This is a genomic window from Streptomyces achromogenes, from assembly GCF_030816715.1.
In the GTDB taxonomy this organism is placed as follows: domain Bacteria; phylum Actinomycetota; class Actinomycetes; order Streptomycetales; family Streptomycetaceae; genus Streptomyces; species Streptomyces achromogenes_A.
The window spans coordinates 2,150,032-2,165,312 of record NZ_JAUSYH010000001.1; the positions used below are offsets into that span (position 1 = coordinate 2,150,032).

At 70.7% G+C, this 15,281-nt stretch carries 9 protein-coding genes and 1 pseudogene; 5 read left to right on the forward strand and 5 right to left on the reverse strand.

Annotation, left to right across the window (positions count from 1 at the left end):
- Window position 1: 1 nt before the first annotated feature.
- A complete protein-coding gene (locus QF032_RS09735; protein ID WP_307055756.1) occupies window positions 2-5,890 on the reverse strand; it encodes a hypothetical protein in 5,889 nt (1,962 codons plus the stop codon).
- Window positions 5,891-6,243: 353 nt separating this feature from the next.
- Between QF032_RS09735 and QF032_RS09740 the strand changes: the two genes are divergently transcribed.
- The 3 genes and pseudogenes from QF032_RS09740 (at window position 6,244) to tyrS (ending at window position 10,480) form a co-directional block, all read left to right on the forward strand.
- On the forward strand, window positions 6,244-7,767 hold the full coding sequence (locus tag QF032_RS09740) for a TldD/PmbA family protein (RefSeq protein WP_307041573.1): 1,524 nt from the start codon (window positions 6,244-6,246) through the stop codon (window positions 7,765-7,767).
- Window positions 7,764-9,159, forward strand: a pseudogene (locus QF032_RS09745) (metallopeptidase TldD-related protein). The gene QF032_RS09740 and the pseudogene QF032_RS09745 overlap by 4 nt, the downstream one beginning before the upstream one ends.
- A 55-nt stretch (window positions 9,160-9,214) precedes the next feature.
- A complete protein-coding gene (tyrS, locus tag QF032_RS09750) occupies window positions 9,215-10,480 on the forward strand; it encodes a tyrosine--tRNA ligase (RefSeq protein WP_307041577.1) in 1,266 nt (421 codons plus the stop codon).
- Window positions 10,481-10,571: 91 nt separating this feature from the next.
- Here tyrS and QF032_RS09755 read toward each other — a convergent pair whose 3' ends face one another.
- On the reverse strand, window positions 10,572-10,853 hold the full coding sequence (locus QF032_RS09755; protein ID WP_307055757.1) for a GlsB/YeaQ/YmgE family stress response membrane protein: 282 nt from the start codon (window positions 10,851-10,853) through the stop codon (window positions 10,572-10,574).
- Window positions 10,854-11,055: 202 nt separating this feature from the next.
- On the opposite strand from QF032_RS09755, the gene QF032_RS09760 reads away from it, so the two are divergent.
- Both QF032_RS09760 and QF032_RS09765 read left to right on the forward strand, forming a co-directional pair.
- Window positions 11,056-11,463 carry a DUF3099 domain-containing protein gene (locus tag QF032_RS09760; RefSeq protein ID WP_307041581.1) on the forward strand — a complete coding sequence of 136 codons (408 nt, stop codon included), beginning with the start codon at window positions 11,056-11,058 and terminating at the stop codon, window positions 11,461-11,463.
- 186 nt (window positions 11,464-11,649) lie between these two features.
- A complete protein-coding gene (locus tag QF032_RS09765; protein ID WP_307041583.1) occupies window positions 11,650-11,883 on the forward strand; it encodes a hypothetical protein in 234 nt (77 codons plus the stop codon).
- A 98-nt stretch (window positions 11,884-11,981) separates the two neighbouring features.
- On the opposite strand, the gene moaA is transcribed toward QF032_RS09765, so the two are convergent.
- The 3 genes from moaA to QF032_RS09780 all read right to left on the reverse strand — a co-directional run bounded on the left by moaA (window position 11,982) and on the right by QF032_RS09780 (window position 15,132).
- The gene (gene moaA / locus QF032_RS09770) at window positions 11,982-12,971 is read right to left on the reverse strand and encodes a GTP 3',8-cyclase MoaA (protein WP_306953509.1); all 990 of its coding nucleotides are present in this window, start codon (window positions 12,969-12,971) and stop codon (window positions 11,982-11,984) included.
- Window positions 12,972-13,153: 182 nt separating this feature from the next.
- Window positions 13,154-14,779 carry a solute symporter family protein gene (locus QF032_RS09775; RefSeq protein WP_307055759.1) on the reverse strand — a complete coding sequence of 542 codons (1,626 nt, stop codon included), beginning with the start codon at window positions 14,777-14,779 and terminating at the stop codon, window positions 13,154-13,156.
- Window positions 14,776-15,132 (reverse strand): DUF485 domain-containing protein, encoded by a 357-nt coding sequence (locus tag QF032_RS09780; RefSeq protein WP_057582277.1) that lies wholly within the window; start codon window positions 15,130-15,132, stop codon window positions 14,776-14,778. The genes QF032_RS09775 and QF032_RS09780 overlap by 4 nt, the downstream gene beginning before the upstream one ends.
- Window positions 15,133-15,281 lie beyond the last annotated feature (149 nt).

Below are 15,281 nucleotides of genomic sequence, written 5' to 3' on the forward strand. Positions count from 1 at the left end.
GTCACTCCCCGGCGACACGGGCGCGTGCGGCCTGGAACGTGACAGGGTCCACGGACAGGCCGCCGGGCAGCGACTCCAGCACCCCGAGCCAATCAAGGCGGTCGAGCCAGAGTCTCGTCTCGTTCAGCGTGCACTCGATCGCCGCAGCCACGTCGTCGAGCGGGACCCCCTGGCCCTCGTCGACGTACGAACTCCACATGCCAAGGCGCTCCTCGTCCTGGGCGTCGAGCCCGGAGCGCTGCCAGTGCTCGACCAGGTTGCCCGGCTTCGAGATCGCCCGTCGCACCGAGTCGAGCGAGCTGTCCAGGGTGGCACCCTTGACCGTCACCTCGGCGATGGCGAGCTCGACCCACGGCGCCCAGCCGCCCGTGACCTCCATCAGCCGCCCGCGCTCCACACGCGACACGAAGGGGCACTCGGGCCAGGCCCTCAGGCTATCCACGGTCCACCGCTCGGGACGCAGGAAGCGCACAGGAAGTCTCGCGCCCTCCCGTGCCTCCCCCAGCCTGCCCGCCAGCACGGCGTCGGCCAGCAGGAACACGGAACGGTTCCCGGCGTGTTTGCGCACGGTGGAGCGGACCCGAACGTCGGCCGCAGGTCCCGCGTGCTCGACGCAAGCCTGCAGCGCCGCGCCGAGCTCGGCCGCGTCCAGACCGCACAGGTCGGCGACCAAGACGTAGTTCCGGCGCAGCCGGGACGCCTCCTTGAGGACGAGGCGCAGTTCGTCGGGTGCCGTGACCTTGCGCACCTCCACCCCGCGAGCCTCCGCGAACGCTTCGGCCGCCCTGATCATCAAGGGCGGCCGGTGCAGGGCCGTCGTGCCGATCACGGTGACCCCCGGCTGGGCGGCCTCGTGCAACTGTCCCTCGGTCAGCGGGCTGTAGCGCTGGATGCCATTGCCCGTGTCACGTCCCAGGAGGCGACGGGCGGCTCGCGGATCGTAGTCGTAGGGCAGGCTGAACTCGCTCTCCCTGAGCTCGAGTTCAAGTTCCTCGCGGGTGCCCAGCATGTTCACCACGTTGGGGCTGCGGACCGCGAACCGGGAGCGGTCGCCGAGTTGCACGAGGAGCCCGAGGCCGACCATCTCGGTGAGGTAGATCTCGACCCGCTTCACGCCGAGTTCGTCGAAGCCGTCGGGCCACGCCTCCCGGGCCAGGTCGAGCAGTTGTTCCGCCGTGTAGTCGCCCTGGTAGCCGTCGGCGATGCTGCGCAGGGCGATGACCAGAGTGAGGACCCGGTAGCGGTCCTCCAGGTTGATGGTGAAGCGCAGCCGCTCCGCGAGCCGCCGCCGTACCGTCTCGGAGGCGGCGACGCCCTGGACGTCCTCCTCGGTGATCCGCGTGGGCCATCCCGGCTGCGGCCGCGAGCGGCCTTGGAGGGTGCGGACGAGTTCGCTGCAGAAGATCTGCACCAGGTTGGCCTGGTAGTTGGTGATGGCGAGGATCCGCCAGACCAGCTCGGGGCGGTCGAAGACGAAGCCCAGCGCGGCCATGGGTTCGGTGACCAGCCGCACCGCGGCGTGCGACTTGAGGGGGCCCACCAGGACGTCCGGGCCGCCGTGGGCGGTGGAGACGTTCGACAGGTCGCCGAACCGTTGGACCTGGTGCAGACCGGCGAAGACTACCTTCAGGCGGCGGTTCGTCTGCTCCATGAGCTGCTGGAACCGCTTCACGTTCTGGAAGGTCGACTCGCCGCCCGCGCGGAAGACCCGGCGGGAGTCGGCCGTCAGGAAGGCGTCCGCCTCGTCTGCGAGGATCAGCAGCCGGCGTGAGTCGTCCTCGTCGAGCCAGTCACGGATACGCTTGGCGACCACGTCCGGGCCGCCGCGCTCGGACGTCTTGGCGTCGAAGACATGACGCCGCTTGAGCCCTTCCGCCAGCAGGGCCCAGATCTGCTCGGGCGGTTCCGCCTGACCGATCTCGGCCTTGAGCAGGTCGAGGTAGACGGCGACATTGGACTCCGAACGGCTGGGAAACAGTTCGGCCACCCGCTGCAGCAGCGCGGACTTGCCCAACTGGCGTCCCCCGTAGAGGAAGAGTCCACCGTTGGCGTCCATCACCTCGCGCATCTCGTCGTCCCGCCCGAAGAAGACTTCCGGGGGCACCAGGCCGGCGACGAACGGCGTGTACGGGTTGTACGACGTCCACGGCAGCGTCACCCGTTGCAGCGAACGGAAGGACCGGGGCGCGCGGGCGACCATCCACCCGAAGACCGCCGGGTCGATGACCAGCGCCTGCTGGGCCCGGCCGGAGGCCGCGTCGGCGAGCGCGTGCCGACTGGCAAGACCGAGGGGGTGGAGGTACAGCACTATGTTCGCGTCGACGTCCGCGTCCTCCAAATGGGCCAGCGGTCCACCGGCCCGCTGTTCCTCCCAGACCAGCAGGATCGTGTACGAAGTAGCCCGGGAGCCGAGCGCCGCCACGTAACCAGCGCCCTCAGCGACGGTGGCGCGGACCTTGAGCCGCCTGATGCCCTGGCCGGGCCGGTCGGAGTTGAGCTGCCCCGTCGGTTCGAGTCCCAGCAGACGAAGGACACGCGGAATGTGCTGCTGCCACTCGCTGCTGCGGCCGTACTTGGTGCACAGCGCCTGCCAGGAGTCGAGCGCCTGCTTCTCGGCCTGGGTCAGCCGTTCGCCGGAGCCGTAGCGCCGTACCCACCAGGAAGCGTGGACGCCATCGCCGCCCGGCTGAGGGACGCCCGGGCCGACCAGGCCTGCGACGAACTCGACGAGTTCGGCGCCGTCGTCCTCGGAACGGTCGGGGAGCTCGTCCCCGCCGCCGGCCAGAGCCAGGAACTCCTGCGCCGTGACGGTGTCGCCCTCTTCGATCAGGTCGCGGATGCGGTTGTGGTCGCGTTCCGCAAGGGGCCGCTCCGGGTCCAGACGGAGACGGTCCAGATCCTGGCGCAGCCGCTCGGTGGAGGCCTCGACCAGAGCGGTAAGATCCCGCACGAGTTGAACCAGCCGGGTAAGCGCGTGCCGGTAACGCCCCGCGTCGTCCCCGTCAGCGAACTCCTGGAGCCTTCCGGTGAACTCCCGCTCGACGTCGGGCGACATCAGGTTGAGGGTACGGATCTGGGCCAGCAGACCTGCGGCCTCGCGGTGACGTTCGGCCGTACGGTGCCGCCATGCCTTCTCGGCCTCCCTGCAGCGCCGGCTCGCCAGTTCGCCCCAGTCCTCCGGGAGGTCCGTTCCGTGGGTGTGACTCCGCTCGGTCCACGCGATCAGGGCACGGGCGAGGTTCAGGTCCCCCGACTCCAGATACAGGCCGAGCGCGACGTCCGGGGACTCGGGGGCCAGCAGGGCGGCCATCGAGCGCGGGGTTCGCGGGTCCCGCAGGTCAGGCCGCCCGTCGGTGTCCCTTGGGATGTACGGCGCGAGGAGCAGGAAGTCGGCGGAGGGGGTGCGATGGCTCAGCTGCCGGTCCTCCGCCGAGGCGGGCGGTGCCGCCGTGTCGGCGACGAACTGGCCTACGAGCCAGCTCCGCAGCAGCCCCAGTGAGGCTCCCCCCACCCCGGGCGGGGGCTCATACGCCTCCAGCTCGCTGATGACTGCCGCCAGCTGCGGCAGTTCGGTTCCCTTCGCCGTCTCGCGGTTGCGGATCGCTCCGGCCACGGCATCGGCCTTGGCCAGCAGCTCGCTCACCGAGCGTACGGCCGCGTGAAGCTGGCGCAGGGCGCCGGAATGGATCGACTCCTTCGCCTGCTTCGGCGTACGGAAACGGCTGTCCGCCTCCTCGATGAGCCGGTCGACGTACTCCGGCCGTCGCAGGTTCTCGCTCAGCGGGGTCAGCCTCGAGGCATCGCCGCCCTGCACCCAGTCCAGGACCGTCCTGAGCGCCTGGTGCAGTGCGCCCGAAGGCCCGGCGAGGTACTTCAGCACACGCGAAGCCCGCTGATACTTGATCTTCCGGCGCGGCAGGTCCTCCAGCAACACACGCGCGGATTCCCCGAACTCCTCGAGAGTCTGCGCGTCGCCGGGGGCTGCGAGGTCCTCGATGGCGCCCGGCGTGAACTTCTTGGCGTCACGAACGGCCGCCACCAGTACGGTCAGTAGCTGCTGCCAAGGCGCGGACAGTCCCGGCGGCGGGGTGAAGTCGCTGATGAGGGCGTGCGGCCAGCCGGCGCTCAGTCCGGCCCTGAGCGCAGCCGTGGTGGCCACGAGGGCGGCCTCTCGGTCGTCCGCGACGCGCTCGGGCGTGATGTCGTGGTCGATCTGAACCTGGGTGGCCTCGTCGCTTCCGAAGCTGCTGAAGGCCGCAGCTGCGAAGGCCAGAACCTGCGCACGCATCTCAGGCTCCCGCGAGGCGGCCGTCATCCAATAGGCGTGTGGCAGGCGCCCTGCCGCGACGAGCTGAGCCACGGGTGGGATCTGCCCGGTCTCCCAAGGAGCAGCGGGAGCCCAGTCGGCATGCTCCATACCGACAGGCCAGGGGTCGGCGTCGTCCTCCGGAGCGGACAGGGCCTCGTCCACGGCGGGGTCCGTGTCGCCCGCGGCGAGGGCCGGGACGGCTACGCCCGGCCCTCCTTCGACCGCGGCGGGCTTCGCATCCGTGAGGGCAGGCCCCCTGCCGACTTCGGCGGACTCCGTGTCGGCCACCACGCCCGCCGGCCGGCCGGCGGACCCGTGACTGTGCCGGGTCCCCGAAACCTCGGCGGACTTCGCCGGTGCGGGTGCCGGCGGTACGGCCGCCTGCGCGGGATCCGAGAGCAACGCGGCAGGTATGAGTGCGGGGTGGCTGGGCCCCGTGCACTGTTCGGCCTCCGACGGCACCACGGCCGGCGCGGACCGCGACGGCCCCGCGGCCGCTGGGTCCTCCGTCAGCACCGCTGCCTGCGGGTGCTCCGACATTTCCGGTACGGAGAAGGCGTTCGACTCCATGGTCGAGGGAGCCGGCTCACCCGCAGTCGGAGTGGCCGAATCTCTGCCGCTCGGCTTCTCGGCCTCGGCAACGGCGCGTCCGGCCGCAAAGGCTTCGGGCTCGTCCACGGCTTGTGGGGCGAGGACGTCTTCCGCAAGCTCAGGTTCCGCAGAGTGGCTCCCGGCGTCCCGGCCGGCCGACTCCAGGTCGGCGAGCTGTGCCGACAGCCGGCCCAAGGCCTGTCCCAGGTGATCGGCGACGATGTCGTCCGCGGCGCCGGCGATCATCGACTTCAGCTGTTCGGCCTGTCGCCGCAGGTCGTCGAGCCGGCGCTCGCGCTCCTCGTACGCCTCGGCGTCCAGGCGTCCGAGTTCGGCCTCCAGCTCGGCAAAGCCGGATTCAGAGGGCCACGTCGCACCGGCCCCGGCCACCCGCTCGGCCAGCAGGGACCGCTGTTCCCGCCACTGGGCGAGCTCGCCGGGCGTCCACGCGCCCTCCTCGTACAGACGCCCCTCCTCGACCCGCTGCGCCGTCTCCCGCAGCGCCCGCGCCAGTTCGGCGCCGGTTGAGCGCAGTCGGTTCGCGGCGCTGCGCATGCCTCCCGGCTGCTCTTCCTCTGTGGAGTTGGAGCTCTGGTCCCCTGGCGACGTCATCGTGGCGGTTTCGCCTTTCTCGTCGTGCTCGTTACGGGCGAGGGTGACGCACAGCGCGGGGCCGATCTCCCGCGCGTCGCGCGGCGGTTCACGATCCGCGGCGCGGAAGAGCGATTCGGGGTTCCGTTCGGCGAGGATCGCAGCAGGCATCTCAGCGAGGCGTGGATGCAGCAGGCCGTAGGCGGCACACCGTGCGAACTCGGGATCGAGCACTTCGAACATCTTGATGAGCTGACTGCCGGACGGCTCAGCCAGCACCTGTTCCGGGAATCCGTACTCCGACCGCAGCATCTGCGCCGCCCCCGCGACGGCGCACACCGCGAGCTCAACCAGCTGGGCCTCCTTGGCCTTGGCCAGCCAGACCCGCCCGGACTGCACCTCCTGGCGTGTGACGGGCTGAACCGCCCCGGCCCCCTTCAGGTGCGCGCACCTTCGCTGGCGCAGGCATACGTGGCGCGTCAATAACCGTCGTACGTGCGAGTCGTCGAGCGACAGAAGCCACGTCCGGAATTCGAGTCCCCACCCGTCCATGTCCAGATAGTGCCATGGACATCTGACAATCCGTGAGGCACTTACACACCCCGGCGACGAGGTCTTTTACGCGACATCCGCCACCCACCGGGAAACCGGTACGGCCGCATGCCGCCGTGACGCATCATTGCACCTCGGTACCCCTGCCCGGAGTGGCCGGGTTACCTGCCGAATCGGGGTCGAAGAGGAGGAGGGCCATCGTGCCCCACGAGATCAACGAGTCATTCCTCGCACTGCCACTACACGCCCTCGCCGACGCCGCGCTCGCACGCGCGCGGGCGCTGGGTGCGGAGCACGCGGACTTCCGGTTCGAGCGGGTGCGCAGCGCGTCCTGGCGGCTGCGGGACGCCAAGCCCGCCGGGTCCTCGGACACCACCGACCTCGGGTACGCGGTGCGGGTGGTGCACGGCGGCACCTGGGGGTTCGCGTCCGGCGTGGATCTGACGATGGACGCCGCGGCCCGGGTCGCCTCGCAGGCGGTGGCGATGGCCAAGCTGTCCGCGCAGGTGATCAAGGCCGCCGGCTCGGACGAGCGGGTCGAGCTGGCCGACGAGCCGGTGCACGCGGACAGGACGTGGATCTCGTCCTACGAGATCGACCCGTTCACCGTGCCGGACGAGGAGAAGGCGGCGCTGCTCGCGGACTGGAGCACGCGGCTGCTGGCGGCGAACGGCATCAACCACGTGGACGCCTCGCTGCTGACCGTCCACGAGAACAAGTTCTACGCCGACACGGCCGGGACGGTGACCACCCAGCAGCGGGTGCGGCTGCACCCGGCGGTGAACGCGGTGTCGGTCGACGAGTCCAGCGGCGAGTTCGACTCGATGCGCACCGTCGCGCCTCCCGTGGGACGCGGCTGGGAGTACCTCACCGGCACCGGCTGGGACTGGGACGACGAGCTGGCCCGCATCCCGGAGCTGCTCGCCGAGAAGATGCGCGCGCCGAGCGTGGACCCGGGGCTGTACGACCTGGTCGTCGACCCGTCCAACCTGTGGCTGACCATCCACGAGTCCATCGGGCACGCCACCGAGCTGGACCGCGCCCTCGGCTACGAGGCCGCCTACGCCGGCACCTCCTTCGCCACCTTCGACCAGCTCGGCACGCTGCGCTACGGCTCGGAGCTGATGAACGTCACGGGCGACCGCACCGCCGAGCACGGCCTGGCGACCGTCGGGTACGACGACGAGGGCGTCGCGGGCCAGTCCTGGGATCTGGTGAAGGACGGCACGCTCGTCGGCTACCAGCTGGACCGGCGGATCGCGAAGCTCACCGGATTCGAGCGCTCCAACGGCTGCGCGTTCGCCGACTCCCCCGGACATGTGCCGGTGCAGCGCATGGCCAACGTGTCGCTGCGGCCGGATCCTGCCGGGATGTCCACCGAGGACCTCATCGGCAGCGTCGACCGGGGCATCTACGTCGTCGGCGACCGCTCCTGGTCCATCGACATGCAGCGCTACAACTTCCAGTTCACCGGGCAGCGGTTCTTCCGGATCGAGAACGGGCGGATCACCGGGCAGCTGCGGGACGTGGCCTACCAGGCGACGACCACCGACTTCTGGGGCTCGATGGCGGCGGTGGGCGGTCCGCAGACGTACGTCCTCGGCGGCGCCTTCAACTGCGGCAAGGCCCAGCCGGGCCAGGTGGCGGCGGTGTCGCACGGTTGTCCGTCGGCCCTGTTCAAGGGCGTCAACATTCTGAACACCACGCAGGAGGCCGGTCGATGAGCGCCCGTAGCACCAAGCCGCACGAGGTCGTCGAGCGCGCCCTCGGGCTGTCGCGGGCCGACGGCTGCGTCGTCATCGCCGACGAGCAGTCGACGGCGAACCTGCGCTGGGCGGGCAACGCGCTGACGACCAACGGCGTGACGCGCGGGCGCACGCTCACCGTGATCGCGACGGTCGACGGCAAGGAGGGCACCGCCTCCGGCGTCGTCTCCCGCGCCGCGGTGACCGAGGACGATCTGGAGCCCCTCGTGCGGGCCGCCGAGGCCGCCGCGCGCGGTGCGCACCCCGCCGAGGACGCCCAGCCCCTGGTCACGGGCGTGGCACCGTCTCCCGAGTTCACGGAGGCGCCGGCGGAGACCTCGTCCGCGGTGTTCGCCGACTTCGCGCCGGCGCTGGGCGAGGCGTTCGCACGCGCGCGTGCGGGCGGCCGCGAGCTGTACGGGTTCGCCAACCACGAGCTGGTCTCGACGTACGTGGGCACCTCGACGGGTCTGCGGCTGCGGCACGACCAGCCGAACGGGACGCTCGAGCTGAACGCCAAATCCCCGGACCGCACGCGTTCGGCGTGGGCGGGGCGGTCGACCCGTGACTTCAAGGACGTCGACCCGGCGGTGCTCGACGCCGAGCTGGCCGTGCGGCTCGGCTGGGCGCAGCGGCGGATCGATCTGCCGGCCGGCCGGTACGAGACGCTGCTGCCGCCGACCGCGGTGGCCGACCTGATGATCTACCAGCTGTGGTCGGCGTCCGGCCGGGACGCGACCGAGGGCCGGACGGTGTTCTCCAAGCCCGGCGGCGGTACCCGGCTCGGCGAGAAGCTGACCGACCTGCCGCTGACGCTGCGCAGCGACCCGAACGCGCCCGGCCTGGAGTCGGCGCCGTTCGTCATCGCGCACACCTCCGGCGGCGACCAGTCGGTGTTCGACAACGGGCTGCCGCTGCGGTCCACCGAGTGGATCGGCGGGGGCGAGCTGAGGAACCTGACGACCACCCGGCACAGCGCGGCGCTGACCGGGCTGCCGGTGGCGCCGGGGGCCGACAACCTGATCCTGGACGGCGGGGCGGACCGCTCGCTGGACGAGATGGTCGCCGCCACCGGTCGCGGCCTGCTGCTGACCTGTCTCTGGTACATCCGCGAGGTCGACCCGGCGACCCTGCTGCTGACCGGCCTGACCCGGGACGGCGTGTACCTCGTCGAGGACGCGCGAGGTCGTCGGCGAGGTCAACAACTTCCGGTTCAACGAGTCGCCGGTCGACCTGCTGGGGCGGGCGACGGAGGCGGGGCGCACGGAGAAGACGCTGCCCCGGGAGTGGAGCGACTGGTTCACCAGGGCCGCGATGCCCGCCCTGCGGGTGCCGGACTTCAATATGAGCTCTGTCAGTCAGGGCGTATAACCTCGTAGCCGGCAGTCATCCGACTGCGTGAAGATCATCAAGGAGACCGAGAACCGTGACGGACATCGTCGACGAACTGACGTGGCGAGGGCTGGTCGCCCTCTCCACGGACGAGGACGCATTGCGCAAGGCGTTCGCGGACGGTCCTGTCACGTTCTATTGCGGCTTCGACCCGACCGCGCCCAGCCTGCACCTCGGCAACCTCGTGCAGATCCTGACGATGCGCCGCATCCAGCAGGCGGGCAACCGTCCGCTGGGCCTGGTCGGGGGCGCCACCGGCCTGATCGGCGACCCTAAGCCGAACGCGGAGCGCGTGCTGAACGCGCCCGAGGTCGTCGCCCAGTGGGTGGAGCGGCTGCGCGCGCAGATCGCGCCGCTGCTCGACTTCGAGGGCCCGAACGCGGCCGTCATGGTCAACAACCTGGACTGGACCCAGGGCCTGTCGGCCATCGAGTTCCTGCGCGACGTCGGCAAGCACTTCCGGGTGAACAAGATGATCGCCAAGGAGGCCGTCTCCCGGCGGCTCAACTCCGACGCGGGCATCAGCTTCACCGAGTTCAGCTACCAGATCCTGCAGGGCATGGACTTCCTGGAGCTGTACCGGCGGTACGGGTGCACCCTGCAGACCGGCGGCAGCGACCAGTGGGGCAACCTCACCTCGGGCACCGATCTGATCCACCGGGTCGAGCCCGACGCCGTGGTGCACGCCCTGGGCACCCCGCTGATCACCAAGGCGGACGGCACGAAGTTCGGCAAGACGGAGTCCGGCACGGTCTGGCTGGACCCCGAGATGACGACGCCGTACGCGTTCTACCAGTTCTGGCTGAACGCGGACGACCGGGACGTCTCGAAGTTCCTGCGCATCTTCAGCTTCCGGTCCCGTGCCGAGATCGAGGAGCTGGAGCGGCAGACCGAGGAGCGGCCGCAGGCCCGCGCCGCACAGCGCGCGCTGGCGGAGGAGCTGACGACGCTGGTCCACGGCCCCGACCAGACGGCCGCGGTGGTCGCCGCGTCCAGGGCCCTCTTCGGTCAGGGCGAGCTGGGCGACCTCGACGCGCGGACGCTGGCCGCGGCCCTCTCCGAGGTGCCGCACATCCAGGTCGCGGAGCTCGGACCGGTCGTGGACCTGTTCGCCGAGGTCGGCCTGGTGGCCAGCAAGTCGGCGGCGCGGCGGACCGTCAAGGAGGGCGGGGCCTACGTGAACAACGTCAAGGTCACGGCCGAGGACGCGGTGCCGGCGGCGGAGGAGCTCATCCACGGGCGGTGGCTGGTGCTGCGTCGCGGGAAGAAGAACCTCGCCGCCGTGGAGGTCACCGGCTGACCGCCCGACCGGCAGCACCGGCGAAGGGGCGGCTTCCCGCGGGTGGCCGCCCCGTCGCCGTGGGCGCCGTCGTGTGCGCCGGTGTACGCGCTCAGGCGCGGTGGTGCTTCCTCTTGCCCAGCGTCGCCATGTAGAGCATGTCGCCGAGAGCGACGATGATGATGGCGGCGATCAGCTGGAACACGTGCCGGCTCCAGTCGATGCCGGGCGTGGACTCGACGCCCGCCGCACGGGCGACCGCGTTGCCCACGATCGCGCCCAGCATGCCGAAGATGGTGGTCAGCCAGAGAGGGCTGTGCTGCTTGCCCGGGATGATCGCCTTCGCGATCAGGCCCAGCACGAATCCGACGATGATCGCCCACAACCAGCCCATGGCTGTCTCCTTTTCCGGCTCTACGTGAGCAGTGGCCTCAAGTCTCGGGTCGCTCGCCGTACGACGCATGTCGGGTACGGCCGTACGCGGGACGGCGCAGCAGGGTCGCCCGGACCGCAGACGCCCCGGTCTCCAGGACTGCGCAGCCGCGGCGTAACGTGGAGGGCAGGGGGAAGGACGACGCGGGCGGACGGGGAATGTCATGCGGAAGCAGGGTGGCGGCGGGAACGCCCAGGTGTTCCGGATCACCGGCGCACGCCAGGGGCTCCAGGACGATGTGCGGGGCCGCCAGCGGCGCTACATCATCTCGATGTCGGTCCGCACGGTGGCGGTGATCCTGGCGGCGACCTTGTGGAACGTGGAACGGCATGTGGCCGTGGTGGCGCTGGTCCTGGGCCTGGTGCTGCCCTATATCGCGGTGGTGGTCGCCAACGCCGGCCGGGAGAACGTGCCTTCGCTTCCCTCGACGTTCGTCGGCGTGCCTGTGCGGCCCATGATCACGCCGCCGCGCGCCGACGACGGCTCCGCTCAGTCCGCCCCCGAAGAGGAGGGCTTCGCGGAACCCCGCCGGGAGGAACCGGCGCCCGGTCGGGCTGAGCGGCAGCCGTGAGCGGGCTGTGCGCCAAGCTCAGGAAAAGCTCAGATCAATCATGTTGTTCCAGTGCCGTGGGGGTGGTCTGCCGTGACATACTTCGTACGCGCTCCGCATCCCCCGTCGGAGCGACGGACCGACGCCGGGCAGCTCCCCCCGTGGCTGCTCGGCGTCGCCTTTGTGTGCGTGTGGTGAGACGACTCCGTGAGTGACGAGACCCCCATCTGTTCTGCCAAGGGCTGCCGTGTCGCCGCGGTGTGGGTGCTGGCCTGGAACAACCCGAAGCTCCATACGCCGGAGCGACGCAAGACGTGGCTCGCGTGCGAGGAGCACCGCGAGCATCTGTCGCAGTTCCTCGAGGTCCGTGGCTTCCTCAAGGACGTGGTCGCGCTGACCGAGTGGGAACCCCCGGAGGGGTCCGGGGACCGGGCCGTCTGAGCCGGTCCCGCGCACCGGACCCGGCCGGAGCGGGGGCGGAGGGAGCTCCCAGTGCCGTGACCGGAAAGGCTCACCGGCTCGCGACGCCCGGCACGGCACTAGCCGCCGATCGCCGACATGGGCCGGTCCGGCTGCAGGAAACTCGGGTCGTCCAGACCGGAGCCCGCCTTCTTGCCCCACATCGCCAGGCGCCAGATGCCGGCTATCTCCTCGTCGGGGGCGCCGGAGCGCAGGGCCGCCCGCAGGTCCGTCTCCTCGCGGGCGAAGAGGCAGGTGCGGACCTGGCCGTCGGCCGTCAGGCGGGTGCGGTCGCAGGCGGCGCAGAACGGGCGGGTGACGGAGGCGATGACGCCCACGCGGTGCGGGCCGCCGTCCACCAGCCAGCGTTCGGCCGGGGCCGAGCCACGTTCCTGCTCGCCCTCGGCGGTGAGCTCGAAGCGGGTGCGCAGGGAGGCCAGGATGTCCCCGGCCGTCACCATGCCCTCGCGCTTCCAGCCGTGCTGAGCGTCCAGCGGCATCTGCTCGATGAAGCGCAGCTCGTAGTCGTTCTCGACGGCCCAGGCCAGCAGGTCGGGCGCTTCGTCCTGGTTGAGGCCCGGCATCAGCACCGAGTTCACCTTCACCGGGGTCAGGCCGGCCTCGCGGGCGGCTTCGAGGCCCTCGAGGACGTCCTTGTGACGGTCCCGGCGGGTCAGGGTCTTGAAGACGTCGGGGCGCAGGGTGTCGAGGGAGACGTTGACCCGGTCCAGGCCGGCCGCCTTGAGGGCCGGGGCGGTGCGGCGCAGCCCGATGCCGTTGGTGGTGAGGGAGGTCTGGGGGCGGGGCTCCATCGCGGCGACCCGCTCGACGATGCCGACCAGGCCGGGGCGCAGCAGGGGCTCGCCGCCGGTGAAGCGGACCTCCTCGATGCCGAGGGAGGTGACCGCGATGTCGATGAGGCGGACGATCTCGTCGTCCGTGAGGAGGTCGGGCTTGGCCAGCCACTGCAGGCCCTCCTCGGGCATGCAGTAGGTGCAGCGCAGGTTGCACCGGTCGGTGAGCGAGACCCTCAGGTCGGTGGCCACTCGGCCGTAGGTGTCGATGAGCACGTGGGCCCCCTCCCTCGTGGTGGATCGCGTGCCTGTTCCGTCACTTGTGAGCCTACGTGACGCCGCCGACAGCGACAGGGCCCGATCCCACGAGGTGGGACGCGGCCGCGTCGTAGGGACCTACGACGCGGCCGCGGGAGGAGCGTGACCGGTGGACGCCCGCGCCCCCGGTTCCGGTCGCCTCAGTGGGCCCCGGTGCCGGTCAGGGAGCGGACCTCCAGCTCGGCGTACTTGGCGTCGTCGGGCTTCTCCTTCGACAGGAGGGTGCCGACGACGCCCAGCAGGAAGCCGACCGGGATCGAGATGAGGCCGGGGTTCTCCAGGGGGAACCAGTGGAAGTCGACGTCGGGGAACATCGAGCTGGGCTTGCCGGAGACGACCGGCGAGAACAGCACCAGGCCGACCGCGGTGACCAGGCCGCCGTAGATCGACCACAGGGCCCCGGCCGTGGTGAACCGCTTCCAGAAGAGGCTGTAGAGGATCGTCGGGAGGTTGGCGGAGGCGGCGACCGCGAAGGCGAGGGCGACCAGGCCGGCGACGTTCAGGTCGCGGGCGAGGGCGCCGAGCAGGATGGAGACCGCGCCGATGCCGACGGTGGCGTAGCGGGCCGCGTTGAGCTCCTGCTTCTCGGAGGCCTGCCCCTTCTTGATGACGTTGGCGTAGATGTCGTGGGCGAAGGACGAGGACGACGCCAGGGTGAGGCCGGCGACGACGGCGAGGATGGTGGCGAAGGCGACCGCCGAGATGGTGGCCAGCAGGATGGCGCCCCAGTTGGAGTCGACGCCGCCCAGATGCAGCGCGAGGAGCGGTGCGGCCGTGTTGCCGGCCTTGTTGGAGGCGATGATCTCGTCCGGCTTGATGAGCGCGGCGGCGCCGAAGCCGAGGGCGAGGGTCATCAGGTAGAAGGCGCCGATCAGGCCGATGGCCCAGAGGACCGACTTACGGGCGGCCTTGGCGGTGGGCACCGTGTAGAAGCGGATCAGGATGTGCGGCAAACCCGCGGTGCCCAGGACGAGGGCGATGCCGAGCGAGATGAAGTCCAGCTTGGTGGTGCCGCTGGCGCCGTACTTGAGGCCCGGCTCCAGGAAGGCCGCGCCCTTGCCGCTGTTGTCGGCGGCCGAGCCCAGCAGGTCGGAGACGTTGAAGTCGAACTTCAGCAGCACCAGGAAGGTGAGCAGCAGGGCCCCGGCGATCAGCAGGACGGCCTTGACCATCTGCACCCAGGTGGTGCCCTTCATGCCGCCGATGGTGACGTAGACGATCATCAGCACGCCCACGAGGGCGACGATGCCGATCTTGCCGGCGTCGCTGGTGATGCCCAGCAGGAGCGAGACCAGGACGCCCGCGCCCGCCATCTGGGCGAGCAGGTAGAAGATCGAGACCACGATGGTGGAGGTGCCGGCGGCGGTGCGGACGGGACGCTGGCGCATGCGGTACGCGAGGACGTCGCCCATGGTGTAGCGGCCGGAGTTGCGCAGCGGCTCCGCCACCAGGAGCAGGGCGACCAGCCAGGCCACCAGGAAGCCGATGGAGTACAGGAAGCCGTCGTAGCCGAAGAGGGCGATGGCGCCCGCGATGCCGAGGAACGACGCGGCGGACATGTAGTCGCCGGAGACGGCGAGGCCGTTCTGGAAGCCGGTGAACTGGCGGCCGCCGGCGTAGAAGTCGGCGGCGTCCTTGGTCTGGCGGCCGGCCCATACGGTGATGACGAGGGTCGCGGCGACGAACACCGAGAACAGGACGATGATCAGTGTGCGGTGCTCACTGGCCTCGCCCGCGGCGAGCAGGGTCTGCTGTGCGGTGCTCATTCTCCGCTCTCCATCCGGGACTTGATCGCGTCGGCCTTGGGGTCGAACTTGGCGGCGGCGGTCCGCGCGTACCACCAGGCGATGAGGAACGTGGTGAGGAACTGGGCGAGGCCGAGGGTCATCGCCACGTTGAAGTTGCCGAAGAGCTTGGTGCCCATGAAGTCGCCCGCGTAGTTGGAGAGCAGGACGTACAGCAGGTACCAGGCGATGAAGGCGACGGTGAGCGGGAAGGCGAAGCCGCGGTAGGCGCCGCGCAGTTCACCGAACTCCGCGCTCTCCTGCACCGCGACGAACTCCTCGGTGGTGGGGAGCCGGCTGGGGGTCTTCGAGGGGGGCGGTGTCTCGGTGGCCACGGAGTCTCCTCGCATTGCGGACGGCGGGTCGGGCGGGGCTCGATCGTGCACGGGCTCCCTGACCAAGGGCACGGCGGCGCGCTAGGGGCGGTTCAACTCGATCGGGCACTTGTCGACCGGGGTTCCGTCGTGTCCGTGCGGGCCGGGGC

What these genes read in the sequence shown, in the direction of transcription:
- QF032_RS09755 (WP_307055757.1), bottom strand. Translation starts at nt 10,853, where the DNA reads ATGGGCTGGTTGTGGGCGATCATCGTCGGATTCGTGCTGGGCCTGATC.
- QF032_RS09760 (WP_307041581.1), top strand. Translation starts at nt 11,056, where the DNA reads ATGCGGAAGCAGGGTGGCGGCGGGAACGCCCAGGTGTTCCGGATCACC.
- QF032_RS09775 (WP_307055759.1), bottom strand. Translation starts at nt 14,779, where the DNA reads ATGAGCACCGCACAGCAGACCCTGCTCGCCGCGGGCGAGGCCAGTGAG.